The sequence below is a fragment of the Streptomyces sp. NPDC034043 genome (assembly GCF_055575675.1).
Genome location: NZ_JBVISF010000001.1, coordinates 781,554 through 800,384 on the forward strand (window position 1 = coordinate 781,554; position 18,831 = coordinate 800,384).

Sequence of the window (18,831 nt, forward strand, 5' to 3'; positions counted from 1 at the left end):
TTTTCCGTCGCGACGGCTTGCTACCGGGCCCGTCCGCCGGGGGCGCGCAGCTCCGCGCGCCCCCGGACCAGCTCCTGGTAGGCCGTGACGATCTTGCGTGTCACCGCGTTGCCGGCGACGTCGTAGTGATGATCATCGAGGCGGCCGACGGGGAGGATCTCACACGCGGTCCCGCACAGGAACGCGCCGTCGGCCTCGCCCGCGAACGCCGGGGCCAGATCGGCGACCACGCACTCGATGCCCTCCCGCTCGGCGATCGCCAGCACGCACGCCCGGGTGATCCCGTCGATGGTGCAGCGGGTCGTCGGGGTGTACAGCACCCCGCCCTTCGTGAAGAACAGGTGCGCCCCGGTCGCCTCCACGAAGTTCCCCCGGTCGTCGAGGAGGAGGGCGTCGTCGAAGCCCGCCCGCAGCGCCTCGTTCTTGCTGACCGTACCGATCATGTAGTTGCCGGCGGCCTTGCTCTTGACCGGGGCGTACTCCGGCGAAGGCCTGCGGTAGCGGCCCGTCACCAGGGAGATCCCCTGGTCGACGGCGTCCTCCGCCGCGTAGTAGCCCGCGGGGAGCTCCCACGCGGCCACCGAGGTGTGCACCGACGTCTTCAGCGCGGCGGTCTGGATGATCTCCGAGCCCCGCCAGGCGTTCATGCGGACGTAGCCCTCGCTGAGGCCGGCCTCGGCGATCACCGCGCGGGTGGCCTCGTACAGCACGTCCTCGCCGTACTCGAGCTCGAAGTCGAGGATGCGGGCCGAGGCGCCGAGGCGCGCGATGTGCTCCTCCAGCATGAACGCCTCGCCGCCGTACACGCGGATGCCCTCGAAGACGCTGGAGGCGTAGTGCAGTCCGTGGCTGAGCACGTGGAGCCTGGCGTCGGCCCAGTCCACGAGGGCGCCGTCGTACCAGATCTTACCGGTGCGCTGGTCGAAGGGGATCACTGCTGCCTCCTTCTCAGAGCGCGAGGTCGAAGAGCTGACGGGGCAGGTCCCCGACGAGGGCGACGAAACGCCGCTGGTGCCGGGTCAGGCTCCGCACCGACACCCCGTGCAGGGCCAGCGGGTTGATCGGGTACAGCACCAGGGTGTTGCTCCGGTACGGGACGGTCGTGACCTCCTCGACGTACTCCGGGTCGATGTCGAAACGGTTGTCACCGTACTCGGAGGCGCTGGTGCGGAACTTGTGCGCGCCCGGCCGGTACTTGTAGAGCACCAGGTCGCCGCCGGTCGCGTCGTCCTCGGGAAGGCGCATGTAGAACAGCCCGCCGAAGAGCTTGTGCGGTTTGTCCACGTGCGGCCCCCGGTACGCGGAAGGACGCCCGGTGACCGCCGAGTTGATGACGGCCGTGCAGTCCAGGAGGATGTCGTGCGTCTCGAAGCCGTCCCGGTTGCGGCGGCCGACGCGCAGCTCGCGCAGCGGACCCACCAGCTTCTCGGCGTCCGGGAGGTTGGCGAGCAGGTCCTCCTGGAAGAGGTCGAGGAACTCCTCGTAGAAGGCGGGGGAGGAGTGGTAGGTCACGAAGTCCTTCCACACCGCCGCCATCGTGTCGTCGGCCAGGACCATCTCGGACATGTAGTTGTAGCGCTCGTTCGAGGTGATCGGCTTGCCGATCCGCTCGCCGATGTACTCCGCGGTCGGCATCGACTTCGCCAGCGCCTCGTACAGCTCCTGGGGCAGGGCGTCGCTGATCACGATGTGCGGGAACGGGTCGCGGCGGATGTCGTCCTTGGTGACGCCGGCCAGGAGCGAGGTGATGGCGGGCCGGGATTCGGGCGTGTCGGTCATGTCCTGTCTCTTTCCTAGGGGTGGAGGGGGGCGGGGGTCAGCCCGCGGGCGGAGAGCCAGCTCTCCAGGACCAGGAGGGACCAGAGCAGCTCGGCGGCGTGCGCCCCCGGGCTCTCGGTCTGGGCGCGGAACAGCTCGTGGACGGCGTCCCGCCGCACGTAGTCGCGGCAGCGGGCGCCGGGGCCGAGGAGGAGGTCGCCGACCATGTCGTACAGCGCCTCGCCGGGCCGGATCATCGCCGCGACCGGCAGGGTGAACGGCTGCTTGGGCCGCTCGATGACGCTCCGGGGCACCCAGCGCCGCGCCGCCCGCGCCACCGGCGCCTTCACCGTGTCCCCGGCCACCTTGACGCCGGCGGGCAGCGCGTGCGCCAGACGCATCACCGACGGCTGGAGGAACGGGATCCGGGCCTCCACCGAGTGGGCCATGCTCAGATGGTCGACCCGGCGCAGGATGTAGTACGGGAACCGCTCGGCCTGGTCGTAGCGCAGCAGCGTCTCCAGCCTGCCGTGCCCGCCCGCGCCCGCCCGCCGCGCCAGCTCGTCGCCGCTGCGGTCGCCGAAGTGGCCCCCCGACGCCCGGACGTGCTCCAGGTAGCCGGGCGTGTACAGCCGGGCGAGCGACGCCGTGCCCGCGACGGCCATCGTGTCCTGGTAGGCGCGGTGCCAGGCGGAGTCGCCGTCCCGGTCGGCCTTGACGAAGCGGGCGTACCCGGCGAAGAGCTCGTCGGCCCCGTCGCCCGTCAGGGCCACCTTGAACCCGGCGTCGTGCACGGCCTCGAACAGGGCGAAGGTGCTCAGGCTGTGCGGGGCGTTGTTCGGCTGGTCCAGGTGGCGGGTGAACCGCTCGACGAGCTCGGGGAACCCGGCCGGGTCGAGGAGCACCTGGTGGTGCTCCGTACCGCAGTGCCGGGCCACCTCCGCGGCGTAGTGGCGCTCGTCGGCCGGCCAGTCACCCCGGTAGGCGATGTTGAACGAGGCCACGTCGGACACCAGATGGGCGGCGAGCGCGGTGGTGTAGCTGGAGTCGAGCCCGCCGCTGGTGATCACGCACACCGGCACGTCCGCGTCGAGCATGCGGCCCATCTCGGTGAGCAGCAGTCCGTCCAGCAGGTCCGCCGCCGCGTCGACGGTCGCGACCCCGCCGGGCCAGTCCGGCTCGGCGGGCTCCAGGGCGGTCCGGGTCAGGGCCGGGCGCCCGTCCGCGAACCGCAGCACCGAGCCGGGCTCCAGGGTGCGGACCCGGGTGTAGACGGTGCCCGGTCCCCACACCGCCTTCCCGCCGAGGTAGCGGTCGACCGCGAGCGGATCGAGCTCGTCGGGGAAGTCCGGGAAGCGGGAGAGCGCCCGCAGTTCGGAGGCGAAGCACAGCCGGCGGCCGTCGGCGGACACGTAGTAGTAGAGCGACTTCATGCCCGCGTGGTCGGTGAAGAGCTTCAGGCACGGCTCTTCGCGCTCGTCGACGACCGCGATGGCGAACATGCCCTCCAGACGGCTGGTGAAGGCGTCGCCGTACAGCTCGTACAGCGGCAGCAGCACGTCACCGTCGCAGTCGCCCTCGAAGGAGTAACCGTGCGCGGCCAGTTCGGCACGCAGCTGCCGGTGGTTGTAGATCTCGCCGTTGAACACGCAGCACAGCGCGCCGCGTACGAAGGGCTGGTCGCCGGCGGAGACGCCCTGGATGGCGAGCCGGTTGTTGCCGAGCGCCCAGCCGTCACCGCGCCGGACGGTCTGCGCGTCGGGCCCGCCCTCGAACATCGCCGAGGAGACGGCGTCGAGCACGTCCCGGCCCGCGGGCTCCCCGCCGAAACAGCCGTGGATGCGGCACATGGCTCACACCTCCGTCCGGGCGGGGGCGGGGACGCTCCCCGCCGCTTCGAGGGAGAGCGCGGCGGATCCGGCGCGGCTCTGCCGGGCCCCGGGGTGGTGCCGGCCGACGAACTCGGTGACCAGCTCGACCTGCCGCAGGATGTCGTCCAGCTGCACGGGGGAAGGACTGACGCCGTGGCCCTCCAGGGCACTGTTGCCCGTCTTCAGGTAGACCGGCGACGCCACCCGGACGATGTCCGGGGCCTCGTAGGTGCGGATGAACCCGCCGGAGGACCGCGGGTTGTCCACGTGCAGGTCCAGCGGAACCGTCACCGCCTGCCGCAACGCCGCGATCATCGGCAGCGTCAGGTCGCGCACCGGGTTGAAACTGTTCGCGCCGAGCATCTCCAGCATCTGCGCGGACGCCGGATTGCCCTGACCGCAGTGCGCGGAGACCTTCAGGTGGATCCCGGCCGGCAGGTCACCGGCGGTGCGCAGCCGCCCCAGCACCCACAGCAGGCCCTCGTCGTAGACGACGAACCCGCGTACGCCCAGGCCGATCCCGCGCTTGACGTCCTCGACGGCGCGCACGATCTGCTCCTGGCCGCGCAGCCGGTAGCCGATCCGGGCACCCTCGGGCGTCTGGGCCCCGGCACCGATGTCGTTCGTGGCGCGGGGGCCCACCGACATCAGGACCTCGGCGCCGAACTCCTGGCCGAGCGCGACGTATTCGCCGATCTCCCTGGCCGTGTGCCGGTACATGCCGCGGGTCTCGGTGATGCGGTTGATCGTGAATCCGCGGCGCCGGCTCTCCCGCAGCAGCCGTTCGGCGGCCGCCACCGAGTTCACCGTCGGCACCTCGATGCGGAAGTGCCCGCCGTCGGCGAAGACGGCGTCCGAGTCGGGGGTGAGCTGGGGGTCCCCGTCCGGCAGGCCCAGCCGGGCGAGCTGCCGGCGGGTCTGGTCGAAGAATGCGGTCGTGGTCGTCGTCCTCACCTCGTCACCTCGATGCCGAGCCGGTCGGCCATGCCCCCGACGATGTCCTCGGCGATGCGGATCGACGTCTCCCGGTCGGCGTGCACGACCTGGACCTCGCCGAAGTTGCCGAGGTTCCCCCGGCAGGGCAGCAGGGTGTCGCCCTCGGGGAAACGGACCGTGAGCGAGTGCAGGCTGTCGCCGTACTCCTCGGCGGCCCAGCCGAGGTCGGGCACCCGCTCGGGGGTGGCCACCCGGTCGGCGGCGCCGAACCAGCGGACCGTCGCGTACGCGTCGAAGACCGTCGGGCCGCGCTCGATCGGTTCGTTCAGGTGGATCCGGACGAGCAGTTCGAAGATGTCACCGCCGCCCGCGAGCCGGAACAGGTTCGGCAGGCAGGAGCCCATGATGCGGGGGTTCAGCTCGATCAGCCGGGGCGTGCCGTCCGCGCCCAGCATCACCTCCACGTGGAAGACGCCGAGCCGCAGACCGACGGCACCGACCACCTCCTCGGCGAACCGCATCACCCGGTCGTGTTCCTCCGGCGAGATCCCCGCCGGGATCGTGGTGCCGGTCTCCAGGGCCTCGTGCCGGTGCCAGGTGGACCGCTCGCTGACGGCCAGCCGCAGGAACCGGCCGTGCACGAGGCCGATCTCGGCGGAGACGAAGCGTCCGCTCAGGTACTCCTCGACGAGGATGCCGGCCGCGTACGCGTCGTCCGGGGCGTCCGCGAGGACGGCTGCCAGCCGCTCCCCGTCCGCGACCACGTGGGCGCCCTCGCTGCCGGAACCCCGGGCCGGTTTGACGACGACGGGGTATCCGCCGTCGGCCGCGAACGCGGCGGCCTCCTCGAAGCCGGAGACGACCGCGTACCGGGTGGTGTCCACGCCGGCCGCCGCGAGGATCTCCCGGCAGCGGTCCTTCTGCTTGGCCGCCTCGGCGGCGCCGGCGTCGGTGAAGGGCACCCCGATCTCCTCGGCGATCCGCGCGACGGGGACCACCAGCGCGTCGACGGTGGCCACGAACCCGTCGACCGGCCGCTCCCGGTGGACCTCCAGGACGAGGGAGCGCAGCGCCACGGGGTCGGTGGCGTCCTTCAGGACGTGGACCCGGTCGACGAACCGCGCGTACGGGGAGGCGTCGAAGTCGATGTTCTGCGCCTGCTCCATGAGCAGCGAGCGGATCAGCGTCACGTGGTGGCCGAGCCGCTTGGCCGCCTCGAACGCGGGCGCGTTGCCGGCCTTCCAGGTCACGAAGACCACGTGCCGGACGGGCGCGGACGGGTGTGGGGGGTGGATCGGGTCTGTCATCGTGTCTTCCTCGCGAAGCGCTGGCCGATGCGGACGAATCCCGGGACCGCGGTACCGGGGGTGGGAATGAAGGAGATCGAACCGGCGAGTATGTTCTTCTCGGACATCGAGCTGAAGCCGCCGGCGCCGGACAGCACCAGGTCGCCCTCGTCCAGGCACAGCCACGCGCCGTCCGGCTGCCGCTCGGAGTACGCGTAGCGCAGGTGCTCCGCGCCGTGCAGCACCTCCAGCCGGTAGCCGTCGGAGGCGTACACGCCGGCGCAGTCGTCGAGTTCCATCTCGAACGGGCGCCCGGTGCGGATGAGCCCCTCGCCGGTGAGGGAGCGCAGCAGGTCCTCGTACAGACCGAAGGCCGGGTAGGCGTTGGCGAGCAGCAGCAGGAAGGAACGTTCCTCGGGGAAGATCTGGATGAAGTTGTGGTGGCCGCTGCCGTTGGAGTTGAAGCCGAAGGCGGACGGCCCGAACATCAGCCAGCCCAGGCCCCAGGCGTGCATGAAGTGGTGGCCGGGGACGGGGATCTGGGGCGTGCGCATCTCCCGCGCCAGCCCGGCCGACAGCAGGCGCTCCCCGCCGGGGGCGACCCCGTCGCCGACGGCCAGCATCGCGATCCGCGCCAGTTCCTCCAGGGTGAGGCACACGGAGAACGAGCCGGCCGCGTCGTCGGCGATGGTCTGCGGCGGCGGGTCGTGGCGTACGTAGCCCTTGACCCGTTCGGTCCACACGTAGCCGACGGAGACGGCGTCCCCGTAGTGGCCGTCCTCGGTGAGGGTCTCGGGGACCTCCCGGATGCCGAGCGGGGCGAGCATCAGCTCGTTCACCGCACGCCGCCAGGGCATGCCGAGCAGCTTCTCGATCAGCGCTGCGACGATCGACGTGCCCACCGCCGAGTACGCGAACACCTCGCCCGGCTCGAACAGCTGGCCGTAGGCGGGCAGGGTGGCGATGTAGCTGTCGAGGTCCGGCAGGCCGGTGTCGTGCCAGACCTCGTACGAGTCGTCGACTCCGCTGGTGTGCGACAGCAGGTGCCGCAGGGTGACCTTGACGGTGCCGCCGTCGCGGCGCCGGAACGCCTGCGGCAGCAGCTCGTCCAGCGGCTGGTCGAGGCCGAGCAGCCCCCGGTCCACCAGCCGCAGGGCGACGAAGGCCAGCATGGGCTTGGTCACGCAGGTGACGCGCTGGCGCGTGCCGGGACCGTACGGGGCCCCGGACGCGGTGTCGGTGACGCCGTGGTAGCTCAGTTCCAGGGTGCCGTCGAGGAACACGGCGGCGCCGGCTCCCGGTACCCCGTGCCCGCGCGCGGACTCCCGCAGCGTGTCGGCCACGGCGCGGCGCCGCTCCGCCGGCCCCGCCGCCGCCCCGGAGGCGGAGGCCCCGGCGGCCTCCTCGCGGGTGCGGCGCAGCAGCGCGGCCTGCTCGGCGAGGGTGCGGTGGCGGTAGACCTCCGCCACCCGGACGGGCCGGCCGGCCGCGTCGGACAGGCGCGCCGCCAGCAGCGTGGCGAGCAGGGAATGCCCGCCCACGGAGAAGAAGTCCAGGCCGGGGGAGACCTCGGTCAGACCGAGGAGGTCGGCCCACACCCCCGCCACTTCCGCCTCGTCGGGGCCGGTCGGGCCGTCACCGGTGAGCCCGGCCGCCGCCGGCCCCGGCCCCCACTCGATGTCCCGTGCCGCCAGGGACTTGCGGTCGACCTTGCCGTTGGGCAGCCGCGGCAGCCGCTCCTCGACGATGATCCGGGCGGGCTGCATGTAGTGCGGCAGCTTGGCCCGCAGATGGGCGGCCATTGCCTCGACGGTGACGTCGTCGCCCTCCAGGCCCACGTAGCAGACCAGCCGGGTGTCACCGCCGGTGCGCACGGCCAGGGCCGCGACGTCGCGCAGGCCCACGACCCCGCGCAGCGTCGCCTCGATCTCGCCGAGCTCTATCCGGAAGCCGCGCACCTTCACCTGGTTGTCCTTGCGCCCGAGGAAGTGGAGCTCGCCCTCCTCGGTCCACCGGGCCAGGTCGCCGGTGCGGTAGAGCCGTCCCCCCGGCACCGCGCCGAGGTGCGCCGGTGCGGCGACGAACGAGGCCGCCGTGCGCTCGGGGTCGTTGATGTAGCCGGCGGCCAGGCCGTCGCCGCCCAGATGGAGTTCGCCGGTGGCGCCGTGCGGGACGAGCCGGCCGAGCGGGTCCAGGAGGTGGGCGGTGGTGTTGTGGACCGGAACCCCGATCGTGGGGGCTCCGTCGACGGGGCCGGTGAAGCACTTCCAGGTGGAGTACGTGGTGTCCTCGGAGGGCCCGTAGAGGTTGTAGAGCCGCTCGGTGCCGGTGGACGCGAAGGCCTCGTTGACCAGTTCCCGGGAGAGCGGCTCGCCCGCCACGTTGAGGACGCGGGTGGAGGAGGGCACCGCGCCGCGCTGGAGCAGGACGTTCAGGGCGCTCGGCACGGTGTTGACGAGGGTCGGGAGCAGCCCCTCGTCCTCCGTGAGGGCGAGGACGTTGTCCACGACGACGACGCAGCCGCCCCGGGTGAGCGGCGCCCACAGCTCGAACACGGACAGGTCGAAGTTGAGCGAGGTGGAGAAGAGCACCCGGCGCAGGTCCTCGGCCGTGTACGTCTCCCCGGCCCAGGCGAGGAGGGCCACCACGTTGCGGTGGCTGATCACCACGCCCTTGGGCAGGCCGGTGGAGCCGGAGGTGTGGATGAGGTGGGTGGTGGAGGCCGGGTCGACGGTGACGTCCGGCGCGCTCTCGTCCTCCGTCTCCGCCTTCTCCCACAGCTCCCGCCACGGCAGGGCCCGCACGCGACCGTCACCGAGCCAGGCCGGGGCGTCCTCGCCGTCGTGGACGACCGCCGCGAGGTCGGCGGTCGCGGCGATGGCGCCCAGCCGGTCGGCCGGATAGGCGGGGTCGAGCGGTACGTACGCGCAGCCCGCCTTGTGGACGGCGAGCAGGAGGACGACGCTGCGGTGCGTGCGGGCCAGCGACAGCCCGATCCGCGAACCCGGCGCGATCCCGTGGGAGGCCAGGGCCCGGGCCAGCCGGTTGGCCTGCCGGTCGAGCCGGCGGTACGTCAGTACGCTGTCCCGCCACGCGACGGCGGGCGCGTCGGGGGTCCGGGCGGCCTGGGCCTCCACCAGGGCGTGCAGCGGGGTGTCCCGGTCGTAGGGGCGGGCCGTGTCGTTGAACCCGTGGAGCAGCCGGTGGGCCTCGGGCCCGGACAGCAGGGCCAGGTCACTCACCGGAACCCCGGGGCGGGCGGCCGCGTCCGCCAGCAGGGTGTCCAGGTTCGCGGCCATCCGCGCGATCAGTGCTCCGGGGAAGAGGGCCCGGTCGTAGTGGAGGGTGAACAGCGGGCCGTCCGGCCCGGTCCGCGCCTCCAGCAGGAGCGCGAAACCCCCGGGCACGGGGGCGGTGCCGTCGGACTCCAGGAAGCCCGCCCGCAGGCCGTCGCCGAGGTCGGCCACCGTGCCGGGCGCGGCCTCCCGTGCCGCCTTCCGGTACGCGCCGGCGAGTGCGAGCGCCAGGGCGGGGAGGGTCGGCTCCGGTGCGAGTACGGAGCGGACGGCGACCGGCGGCGTACCGTGCGCGCCGCCCGCCCGGGCCAGCACGATGTCGTCCTGGCCGCTGTAGCGGTGCAGGAGCACGGCGAACGCGGCGTGCCACAGGTCGGCGGGCCCGGCCCCGGCGGTCGTCCCGCCCGGCGCCGGGACGGTGCCCGGCCAGGAGTGCGTGCCCCGGCCCGTGCCGTCGGCGCCCTGCCCGGCGTCCCGCACGGGCAGTTGCAGGGCCTGCGGTGAGTCGGCGGAAATGTCGCCCACAGTGATGGTCCCCTCGTTTGCATTTCGTTCGCCGGCCGTGCGGCGGACATGCCGAATACACGCACGGCACATCTTCGGACCCCGCGCAATCGGATTTCTCCGCAGCGGGTCATTCGTACGCGCGCGTCATCGCCCGGACCGGAATGCGGTAAAGGGTGACGGCGCGGAAAAACACCGGAACAGGAACGGGTAAAGGAACGGCGGAAAACCGGACGGAAAGGCCGGAAGGGCCGTGAAGGCAGGGAATGGCGGGAAGTGGGCGGGAAGAACCGGAATCGGCGGCGGGCGGAAGGGGCGGGCGGGACCCCCGTCAGGCGGGGAGGGCCTCGGGGGCGGCCTCCCGGCTCCTGAGCGCCCGGTCGGCGATGCGCGGCATGGCGGCTCCGGCCAGCGCGAACCCGAGGGCCATGGCCAGCCAGCCGAGGCTCCCGTGCTCGATGGCGAGCCAGGTCAGCAGCGCCGGAGCGATCATCTTGCCCATGTCCGAGCCCATCGCGTACGTGCCCTGGTACTGGCCCTGGGCGTGCTCGGGCGCCAGCGCGAACGACATGCCCCAGCTGCCCGCCGACTGGCGGATCTCGCCCAGCACGTGGGCCAGGGCCCCGAGGAGCAGCAGGACTCCGGCCAGCGTCGCCGAGGTCCCGCCGCTGAAGGAGAAGACCACGCAGGCGAGCGCGAGGCACAGCGCCCCGGACCGCGAGGCCCTCGCCGCGGCGCGCGGCTCGTCGGTGCCGCGAGCAGCCCTGACCTGGAGGAGGACGACGGCGACCGTGTTGGTCAGCAGGATCGCCGCGATCATCCAGCGCGGTGCGTCGGTGCGGTGCAGCACCCACAGCGGCAGGACGACGTCGAGCAGCAGGTTGTGCATGGACAGCAGGCCGTCCAGCACCACGAACGTCAGGTACGGGCGGTCCCGCAGCACCTTCAGGGCCGGTCCGGGGCGGGCCGGCTGGGCAGCGACCGCGGGCAGCATCAGGGTGAGCAGCCCCGTCGCCAGATAGGTGGCGGCGTTGAAGGCGACGGCCGCCTTGTACGCCCAGACCGAGTCGGCGGCGAGCAGCAGCCCGGCGAGGGCGGCTCCCACCGAGACGCTGACGTTGCTGGTGGCCCGCAGGTAGGCACGGACCGAGACCCGGTCCTGCGGCGGCACGAGTCCGGCGACCATGGCCATGCGGGCGCTGCGGCTGGCGCTGTAGGCGACGGCCTGCGCGCTGACCACCAGCAGGTAGGCCGTGAAGCCCTCCACCGCGAGCAGGGCCGCCGTGAGCGGACCGAGGGCGATGAAGGACCAGATCTGCACCGAGCGCGGACCGATGCGGTCGGCCAGGTGTCCGGTCGGGGTGCTGACCAGGAGGGCGATACCGGCTGCGACACCGACGCCGAGGGCGAACCGCCCGGGCGAGAGCCCGAGCACGGCGGTCGCGAAGATGGCGTTCAGTGCCATCCAGAGGCCCTGCCCCAGGGTGTGCACCAGGGTGATGCCGGTCAGGACGCGTGCCGGGCCGGCGGGCGGCAGCAGGCGGTTCAGCATCGGCCTGCCGCGTTGCGGTCCGCTCGTACGGACGTCATGAAGCTTCCTCGTGCGCACGCCAGGATCACTGACACGCCCCCACCCCTCGTTAAGCGCCGTTGCCAACGACAAGATTCGGGAAATTCCCCCGTGGTCGCGGAGCCGAGATCGTCGGCGCCGCAGGCCATATCGAAACTTGATCGACATCTGGCTGTCCAGGAAATACCCCTGTGACCCCGATCACATGATCGAAATCCTGGGATCGGGTAAAGGGTGCAGAAAAACCATGTGGAGAAACGGTCGCCCCCCTGCCCTTACCGGCCAGTAGGGCATAGGGCGGAGTGCTGCATTCCGGGGGGTCTTCCGGTCATCCCGCCGCTCAGGAGGATTGGCCGGGCCGTCCTCGGGCAGGCGGCGGGTGGAGCGGAGGAGGCCGTATGTCGCGAGAGACGCCCCAGGGGCGCGACGAGAGCCCGGACGAGCGGGCGGACCGTCAATGGCAGGAGCTGATCCAGGAGATCCGGGTGGCCCAGACGGGGGTGCAGATCCTCTTCGGGTTCCTGCTGACCGTCGTCTTCACGCCGCACTTCCAGGGGCTGGCCGACATGGACAAGGCCGTCTACGTCGCCACGGTCGTCCTCGGCGCGCTGGCCACCGGCGCCCTCATAGGGCCCGTCTCCTTCCACCGGATCGTCTCGGGTCGCCGCATCAAGCCCAAGGCGGTGGTCTGGGCCTCGCGCCTCACCTTCGCCGGCATCGTCCTGCTGCTGGCCACCTGCACCTCCGCCCTCTTCCTCGTCCTGCGGGTCGCCGCGCCCGACACGGTCGTGCCCTGGCTGGTTTCCGCCGTCGTCGCCTGGTACCTGCTGTGCTGGTTCGCACTGCCGCTGTGGGCGCGGACGCGCTACACCTCCGAGGAGTAGGAACCATGGCCGGGCACGCACTCTCCCGCAGCGAACGCAGGTCCCTGACCGCCATCGAACGGACCCTGCGGACCGACCCGCGGTTCCGGCGGGTGATGACCGTCGGAGCGGAGCTCCTCCCCGACGGGCGCGGCACTCCGGAACGCCGGGCCGAGCCGGAGGAACCGCGCAGCAGGCTCCCGGGCGCGGTCTGGGCGTCGGTCGTCCTCTCGCTCGTCCTGCTGCCGCTGGCGGCCGCCACCTCGTCACCCGCCCTGATCTGCGCCTTCGCCGTGTCCTACGCGGTCACGCTCGTCGGCATCGGGCTGCTGCTCCGGCACTGGTGCGGCCGGTGCGGCTGATCCGCCGGGCCGGGACCGCGAGAACCGAGCGGCTCACGAAGACAGAGGAGACCGAAAAGACCGAGAAGACCTAGGAGTGCGATATGAGCGAGCACAGGCAGCCCCACCGGTCCGCGCCGTCCACATCCTCCGGGCCGGCCGGCGAGAGCGGCGACGGCGCGGCGCGCCGTCCGGCGGATGAGGCCGAGACCGGCAGGGCCGGGGACACCGGCCCCGACGAGGAGGGCGGCGGCCGCTTCGCCAAGCGGCAACGGCCGGGCCTCGGCCGCGAGGAACAGACCCGCCCCTACCCGCCGGGCTCCCACCCGCGGCCCGAGCGGGAGAGCGACGACCGCTGACCGCGTGCCCGACAGGGCCTAGAGCAGCGCGGCCGCGCACTCCTCGGCGAGGTCCTCGGCGTGCGGCGGCAGGGGTCCGCCGGCGCGCAGATGGCGGCGGACGACCGAGAGCGGCACGTCGACCATGGCCAGGGTGACGCGCTCGTGGCCCTGGGCGTCCGTCGCGCCGAGGGCGGCGGCGAGGGCGCGCACGGTACCGAAGACGCGGTGATTGCCCCGGTCCGCACGCGCCCGGTGTTCCTCGGACCAGTCGGCGCGGCCGAACTCCTCGGGCCCGTGGAGCAGCAGCGATGCCTCCTGCGGGTGCGCGCGGCTCCACGCCACGACGTGCCGGGCGGCCGCGCGGGCGGCCCGTCGGGGGTCGGGGTCGCTGCCGAGGGCGGCGGAGTAGCTCTCCTGGAACCGTTCGACGGTGCGCAGCCACACTTCGGCGAGCAGGGCCGTGCGCCCGGCGAACCGGTAGTACATGGAGCCGCTCGGCGCCCCGATCGCCTGGGCGACGGCGGACACGGTCACGGCGCCCGGTCCGGCCGAGGCGGCCAGCCGGACGGCGGCGTCGAGGATCTGGTCGGTGTCGAAGCGGGGTGGTCTCGCCATGAATCAGAGAGTACCCTCCAATTTATTAGAGAGAACTCTCTAATACTGTGACGGGAGGACCGACGCATGGGCGTCTACAACGTGCACGAGCGTTTGCTGCCGGCGAAGGGGAGTGAGGTGGGCGCGCTCGTTGACACCGTGTCCCAGGGGGCGGGGGACCGGCTGTGGCCGCACGCCTGGCCGCCGATGGAGTTCGACCGCGGCCTGACCGTGGGCTCGGCCGGCGGCCACGGCTCGGTCCGCTACCGGGTCACGGCGTACGTGCCGGGCACCTGGGTCCGATTCACGTTCGGCGGGCCGCGCGGATTCCACGGCTTCCACGAATTCGCCGTGCTGCCCGTCGACGAGGAGCACACGGTCCTGCGGCACACCCTCGCGATGAGGACCACCGGCCTCTCGCGCCTGGGCTGGCCCCTCGTCTGGCGCCCCCTGCACGACGCGCTGCTGGAGGACGGCCTGGACCGCGCCGAACTGGCGACCGCGGGGACGATCGCCCGCCCCGCCCGCTGGAATCCGTACGTCCGCCTCCTCTACGCCCTCGTCCGCCTCCTCGGCCCCAAGAACTAGAGTTTCGGATCTGGCCGGGGCCGCGCGACGCGACGAGTCCGACACCCCACAGGGGTCAGGGGAGCTCGGGGATGAACGGCAGGTAGTCCTCGGTGCCCTCCGACGGGACCACCGCATAACTCGCCTCGGGCAGTTCGTTCCACACGCCCGGCAGGCTTCCGAGGGGCTCGGAGACCACCAGCCGCGTCTCGTCGGACACCTCGCGCAGGTACGGCAGCTCCGGGTAGAGCTGGCGCACCGTCTCGGCCCTGCTGCTGTAGTACAGCGAACGGGACCGGCCCTGGCTGGAGTAGCGGAAGGCCCAGACCCGTGTGCCCTCGCTGACGGCGACCGTCATCTGGAGCGGGTCGGCCACCCCGTGCTCCTTGCCGAGCCGCTCCACCAGACCCACCATCCGGGCGACCGCCCCGGGCGGGTCCTGGTCGAGCCCGAAGGTGACGGCCAGGTAGAACATCACCTCGGAGTCGGTCGACCCCTCGATGCAGGGGAACAGCGCCGGATCGACGGCCATGCACAGATCGCGCTGGAGGCGGCGGAAGTCGGTGATCGCGCCGTTGTGCATCCACAGCCAGCGGCCGTGCCGGAAGGGGTGGCAGTTCGTCTGCTGGATCGCCGAACCCGTGGAGGCGCGGACGTGCGCGAAGAACAGCGGTGAGCGGACGTGCGAGGCCAGCTCCCGCAGGTTCTGGTTGTTCCAGGCCGGGCCGATGTCCCGGAACACCGCGGGGGTCCCGTCGCCGTCGGCGCTGTACCAGCCGATGCCGAAGCCGTCGCCGTTGGTGGACTCGACCCCCATCCGCGCGTGCAGGCTCTGGTTGATCAGCGAATGCTCGGGCTGGTAGAGGACGGCGTCGAGCAGCATCGGTGAGCCGGAGTAGGCGAGCCATCGACACATGTGCACCATCCCTCTCGTGCGCCACTGCGTCCGAGCCTAACTCGCCGGGCGATCGCACGGCCTCCCGTTGCGCCGGGAGGGTGGCACCCCCGCATGGCGGCGCGCCGAGCGGGGCACGCGGCCCCGCCCCGCGCGTCCGCAGCCGCTTTCCCCGCGGCGGGGAAGCCGGTCCTCCCCGCCCCGCCTACCGTCCGTCGCCGGAGTCGTCCGGCCAGCCGTACCCGGTGCGCGGCGCCTCCGGTACGGCGCCCAGAGCCGCCAGGTCCCGGTCGGCGGCCCGGCTCAGCTGCCCGGCCAGGTCGCGCATCGCCCGGCTCGCCGCCAGCTCGTCACCGATGGCCGGGACGTCCACGTCCTGCGGGTTGCAGCGCGCCCGGCCCCGCCCGACCATCGTGGCCTTCCCGGTCTCGAGCACCGCCCTGGCTTTGGTCGTGCCGTCCTCCTCGACGAGGTAGACGCCGACCTTCCACTCCTCGGCGTGTGACATGGCCTGCCTCCTGACCTCCCGGGGCCTCGTCCTACCAGGATCCCTCCGCCGGGGCCCGTCCGGCCACGGCAGGACGGTCGCCCTGCCCGGGCCGCGTCACACCGCGGGGACGAGGCGTGCGGGGGTCGGGCCGTCGGGACGCACCGTGAGGCTGTACGCGGCCCCGGCCGGGACGGAGTCGAACACCGGGGCCTGCAGCGGCAGCAGCCGCTCCAGCAGGGCGGTCGACTCGCGCAGCGCGAACTGCGTGCCGAGGCAGGCGCGCGGGCCCATGCCGAAGGGCAGGTAGGCGCCGGGCTGCGTGGGCCGGCCGCCCGGGGTGGTGAAGCGGCCCGGGTCGAAGCGCTCGGGGTCCGGCCACAGCCGCGGGTCGCGGTGCGTGAGATACGGGCACACCAGCAGGTCCGTCCCCGCCGCGACGGCGTGACCCGACAGGGTGTCGGCCTCCGCCGCGTGCCGGGGCAGGATCCAGGCCGACGGGTAGAGCCGCAGCGTTTCGCTGACCAGTGCCTGGAGGGCCTCCCGGCGCTCCGGCGAGCCCTCGGGCCCTGCGGCCAGGGCCTCCTCGCGGGCCGCGGGGTGGCGGTCGAGGAGCAGGTACAGCCAGGTCAGCGTGGTGGCGGTGGTCTCGTGGCCGGCGACCAGCAGCGTGACCAGCTCGTCGCGCAGCAACCGGTCCGTGTACTCGGGGTGGGTCGCGGAGGCGTCGACCAGCACCTGGAGCAGCCCCGGCCCGTCCGGGCCCGTCTCGCGGTCCCGGGCGGCGGCGACGGCGTGCCGGGCGACCGCGTCGATCCGGGCCAGGTCGGCGGCCACCGACCCCCGGGCCTCCACCTCGTCGGCGGGCAGGCTCGGCAGCGCCGCCACCACGGCCGCCACGGAAGCGAGCTCCCGCGCGGTGCGGGCGTCCAGGGGGTGGCCGGTGAGCGCGCGCCAGATGGTGTCCAGGGCGAAGCGGCGCATCTCCTCGCCGACGTCGAAGGTCTCCCCGGTACGCGCGAACCGGGCCCAGCGCTCGGCGGCGGTACCGGCCGCCGCCGCGATCCGCTGCTCGTACCGGCGCATGCCCGTACCGGTGAACTGCGACTGGAGCAGCCGTCGTTGGCGCTTCCACGCCTCCCCGGTCGCGGCGAGCACCCCGTCGCCGATCAGCAGGCGGGCCCGGTGGGAGCGCTTGACGTACCGCTCCGGATTCCGGGCCAGCACGTGCTGCACGGCCTCCGGCCCGGTGACCAGCACGGTGGGCTCCGGCCCGATCCGGACGGCGGCCACCCCGCCGCACCGCTCACGCGCCAGTGCCAGCAGCTCGATCAGCCCGCCCCCGCCCGCCCGCCACCGCCCGACCTCGGCGGCGTCGAGCTCGGGCACCGGCAGCCCCCCTCCGGCGGGCTCCTCCTGGGCGGGCGGCCCGGTAACGGCGTGCGTGGCCACGGCGGTTCTCCTGTCCGGCGGGGATGGGGCAGCACGGACTGTACGCGTGCGCGTACCCGCGCACGAGGGTGCTTCGAGCCGATACGGCCAGGTACGCCCCCTAAGGCCCTGTCGTCAAAGTCCCCGCCTGGCCCGCGGCGGCCTGCACCGCACCTCGCCGCGTTGTCGGGGCGCCCGAGTACGTCCAGTACTCGGGCGCCCCTCCGCCTTGCGATGCACGGCACCGAAGGCCGCGGGCCTGACCGGCGCTGCTTTGACGACAGGCCTAGCTCTGGGGTGCCCAGCGCTGTGAGGCGTTGCCGTTGCAGGTGTTGGCGACCAGGCCGCTGCTCAGTCCCAGGTCGAGGCAGCCGCCGTTGTAGACGTTGCGCAGGGTGCCACCGGAGCCGGTGCGCCAGGTGCGGGCGGTGTCCTGGGCGCAGTCGCCCACGAAGACGGCCTGGCCGAGCATGTTGCCGTAGAGGCAGCCGCCCGTCTGCTGGTTGACCAGCTTGAAACTGCCGTCGCCCTGGCTCCGCACCGTCCAGCGGGCCGTCGGGTCGGAGCAGTCGCCGTAGTCGGAGGAGCCGTAGACCTGGGTGACGCACTTCCCGTTGTTGCCGTTGCGGTAGTGGCGGGTGCCGGAGGCGGGGGGAGGCGCGGCCGCCGAGGATCCGCCTCCGCCGGGGGTGCCGGAGCCGCCCGGATTGTCGGGCGTGCCGGCCGTGGGGCCAGGGCCCGTGCCCGTGCCGGGTCCCGCGCCCGTGCCCGTCCCGCCGTTCCCGGCTGGCGGGGCCGGCGGTGCGCCCGGACTCTGGCCCTGCGCCGGGGACTGCCCCGGGGAGGCCGCCGCCGGACCGGACGGGCTGCCGCTCGCCCCCGAGGGCACGGGGCCGGACGGCGCGGCCGACGGAGCGGTGCCGCCCTGGGGCGTGCCCGGGCCCGGAGCGGGCACGGAGGGCTGCGCCCCGGCCCGGGAGGGGACGGTGATGTGCGGCAGGTACTGGACGGCGATGGTCGTGCCGCCCGCCACCACGACGACGGGGAGCACGGCGAGGAAGACCCGGGTGCGGCGGCGCCGTTCGGGACGGGTGGCCGGCGGCTCGGCTCCCGCGGCAGGCTTCCCGCCGCCCAGGGGCAGCGTCGGTACGTCGATCTCCTGCACGTCCGCGGCGAACGCGGCCCGCTCGGCCAGTCGCCCGGTGACCGCTTCGGGCCACAGGGGCGCCTCGAAGGGGCCCCGGGCGGAGGCCCGTTCGAGGAGTTCGGCGGCGGTGGGACGGTGCGCGGGGTCCTTGGAGAGGCAGGCGGCCACGACCTCCGCGAGGTCGGGGTCGAGCTCCCGCAGGGGTGCCAGGTCGGGCTCCTCGTGGACGATGCGGTAGAGCACGCCGTGGCCCGATTCCTCACCGAAGGGCGGCCGGCCGCAGGCCGCGTACGCCAGCACCGAGCCCAGCGCGAAGACGTCCGTGGCTCCGCTCAACGCCTTGGCCCCCGACGCCTGTTCGGGCGCCATGTACGCGGGCGTGCCCACCACCATCCCGGTCCGGGTGAGCTGGCTCTGCTCGGCGGCCCGGGCGACCCCGAAGTCGATCAGGGTGAGGCCGTCGAGGGTGAGCATGATGTTGGACGGCTTGAGGTCCCGGTGCACCATGTCCAGCGCGTGCACCGCCGCCAGGCCCTCGGCGGCCTCCCGCAGCAGCAGCCACAGGGCCCGCGCGGGCAGCGGGCCGCCGTGCAGTGCGAGGGCCTCGCGCAGGGTGAGGCCGGGGATGTAGGCGGTGGCGAACCACGGGGGATTCGCGGTGCGGTCGCTGTCGAGCAGCGGGGCGGTGACCTTCCGCGGCAGCCGGGCGAGGTTGTCGAGCTCGTGTCCGAAGCGGCGCCGGAAGTCCTCGTCCTCACCGACGACGGAGGCGAGGAGCTGCTTGACGGCCACGTACCGTCCGTCCAGGACCCCCAGGTACACCCGCCCCATGCCGCCGGCGCCCAGCCGGCCCGCCAGTGCCGCGCGCCCGATCAGCCGCGGGTCCTCCGCGTCCAGCGGCTCGGCCCCGCTTCCCCTCAGCTCTAACACGTCAGCCCCGTCAG

16 protein-coding genes are annotated in these 18,831 nt (G+C 73.3%); 4 read left to right on the forward strand and 12 right to left on the reverse strand.

All coding sequences use genetic code 11. The features are described 5' to 3' along the window. Window positions 1-20: 20 nt before the first annotated feature. The 7 genes from ACZ51S_RS03945 to ACZ51S_RS03975 all read right to left on the reverse strand — a co-directional run bounded on the left by ACZ51S_RS03945 (window position 21) and on the right by ACZ51S_RS03975 (window position 11,260). The gene (locus ACZ51S_RS03945) at window positions 21-935 is read right to left on the reverse strand and encodes an aminotransferase class IV (RefSeq protein WP_468959536.1); all 915 of its coding nucleotides are present in this window, start codon (window positions 933-935) and stop codon (window positions 21-23) included. 13 nt (window positions 936-948) lie between these two features. Next, the gene (locus ACZ51S_RS03950) at window positions 949-1,779 is read right to left on the reverse strand and encodes a hypothetical protein (protein WP_468475642.1); all 831 of its coding nucleotides are present in this window, start codon (window positions 1,777-1,779) and stop codon (window positions 949-951) included. 14 nt (window positions 1,780-1,793) lie between these two features. Further along, on the reverse strand, window positions 1,794-3,608 hold the full coding sequence (asnB, locus tag ACZ51S_RS03955; protein WP_468802922.1) for an asparagine synthase (glutamine-hydrolyzing): 1,815 nt from the start codon (window positions 3,606-3,608) through the stop codon (window positions 1,794-1,796). Window positions 3,609-3,611: 3 nt separating this feature from the next. Then, the gene (locus ACZ51S_RS03960) at window positions 3,612-4,583 is read right to left on the reverse strand and encodes a peptidase (protein WP_468802923.1); all 972 of its coding nucleotides are present in this window, start codon (window positions 4,581-4,583) and stop codon (window positions 3,612-3,614) included. Further along, window positions 4,580-5,872, reverse strand: a complete 1,293-nt coding sequence (locus tag ACZ51S_RS03965) for an ATP-grasp domain-containing protein (protein ID WP_468475645.1) — start codon at window positions 5,870-5,872, stop codon at window positions 4,580-4,582. The genes ACZ51S_RS03960 and ACZ51S_RS03965 overlap by 4 nt, the downstream gene beginning before the upstream one ends. Next, window positions 5,869-9,672: a non-ribosomal peptide synthetase gene (locus ACZ51S_RS03970; RefSeq protein ID WP_468959539.1), complete on the reverse strand. Its 3,804-nt coding sequence runs from the start codon at window positions 9,670-9,672 to the stop codon at window positions 5,869-5,871. Before ACZ51S_RS03970 ends, ACZ51S_RS03965 begins: the two co-directional genes overlap by 4 nt. 310 nt (window positions 9,673-9,982) lie before the next feature. Then, window positions 9,983-11,260, reverse strand: a complete 1,278-nt coding sequence (locus ACZ51S_RS03975) for an MFS transporter (RefSeq protein WP_468959541.1) — start codon at window positions 11,258-11,260, stop codon at window positions 9,983-9,985. Window positions 11,261-11,619: 359 nt separating this feature from the next. On the opposite strand from ACZ51S_RS03975, the gene ACZ51S_RS03980 reads away from it, so the two are divergent. The 3 genes from ACZ51S_RS03980 to ACZ51S_RS03990 all read left to right on the forward strand — a co-directional run bounded on the left by ACZ51S_RS03980 (window position 11,620) and on the right by ACZ51S_RS03990 (window position 12,784). Further along, entirely contained in the window at window positions 11,620-12,105 is a 486-nt protein-coding gene (locus ACZ51S_RS03980) for a DUF6328 family protein (protein ID WP_468475648.1), read from the forward strand. Window positions 12,106-12,110: 5 nt separating this feature from the next. Then, the gene (locus tag ACZ51S_RS03985) at window positions 12,111-12,446 is read left to right on the forward strand and encodes a DUF3040 domain-containing protein (RefSeq protein WP_468475649.1); all 336 of its coding nucleotides are present in this window, start codon (window positions 12,111-12,113) and stop codon (window positions 12,444-12,446) included. Between the two features lie 83 nt (window positions 12,447-12,529). Beyond that, a complete protein-coding gene (locus ACZ51S_RS03990; RefSeq protein ID WP_468885004.1) occupies window positions 12,530-12,784 on the forward strand; it encodes a hypothetical protein in 255 nt (84 codons plus the stop codon). An 18-nt stretch (window positions 12,785-12,802) separates the two neighbouring features. Here ACZ51S_RS03990 and ACZ51S_RS03995 read toward each other — a convergent pair whose 3' ends face one another. Then, window positions 12,803-13,381, reverse strand: coding sequence for a TetR/AcrR family transcriptional regulator (locus tag ACZ51S_RS03995; RefSeq protein ID WP_468475651.1), 579 nt, complete (start codon window positions 13,379-13,381; stop codon window positions 12,803-12,805). A 66-nt stretch (window positions 13,382-13,447) separates the two neighbouring features. Here ACZ51S_RS03995 and ACZ51S_RS04000 point away from each other — a divergent pair, with 66 nt between their 5' ends. Continuing rightward, the gene (locus ACZ51S_RS04000; protein WP_468959543.1) at window positions 13,448-13,948 is read left to right on the forward strand and encodes an SRPBCC family protein; all 501 of its coding nucleotides are present in this window, start codon (window positions 13,448-13,450) and stop codon (window positions 13,946-13,948) included. Window positions 13,949-14,003: 55 nt separating this feature from the next. On the opposite strand, the gene ACZ51S_RS04005 is transcribed toward ACZ51S_RS04000, so the two are convergent. From ACZ51S_RS04005 to ACZ51S_RS04020, 4 genes are all read right to left on the reverse strand, one after another. Continuing rightward, the gene (locus ACZ51S_RS04005) at window positions 14,004-14,843 is read right to left on the reverse strand and encodes a class II glutamine amidotransferase (protein WP_468475653.1); all 840 of its coding nucleotides are present in this window, start codon (window positions 14,841-14,843) and stop codon (window positions 14,004-14,006) included. Window positions 14,844-15,027: 184 nt separating this feature from the next. Then, entirely contained in the window at window positions 15,028-15,330 is a 303-nt protein-coding gene (locus ACZ51S_RS04010; RefSeq protein ID WP_388937857.1) for a DUF1876 domain-containing protein, read from the reverse strand. 96 nt (window positions 15,331-15,426) lie between these two features. Continuing rightward, on the reverse strand, window positions 15,427-16,761 hold the full coding sequence (locus ACZ51S_RS04015; RefSeq protein WP_468475654.1) for a cytochrome P450: 1,335 nt from the start codon (window positions 16,759-16,761) through the stop codon (window positions 15,427-15,429). 265 nt (window positions 16,762-17,026) lie between these two features. Then, window positions 17,027-18,817, reverse strand: a complete 1,791-nt coding sequence (locus ACZ51S_RS04020) for a serine/threonine-protein kinase (RefSeq protein ID WP_468959546.1) — start codon at window positions 18,815-18,817, stop codon at window positions 17,027-17,029. Window positions 18,818-18,831 lie beyond the last annotated feature (14 nt).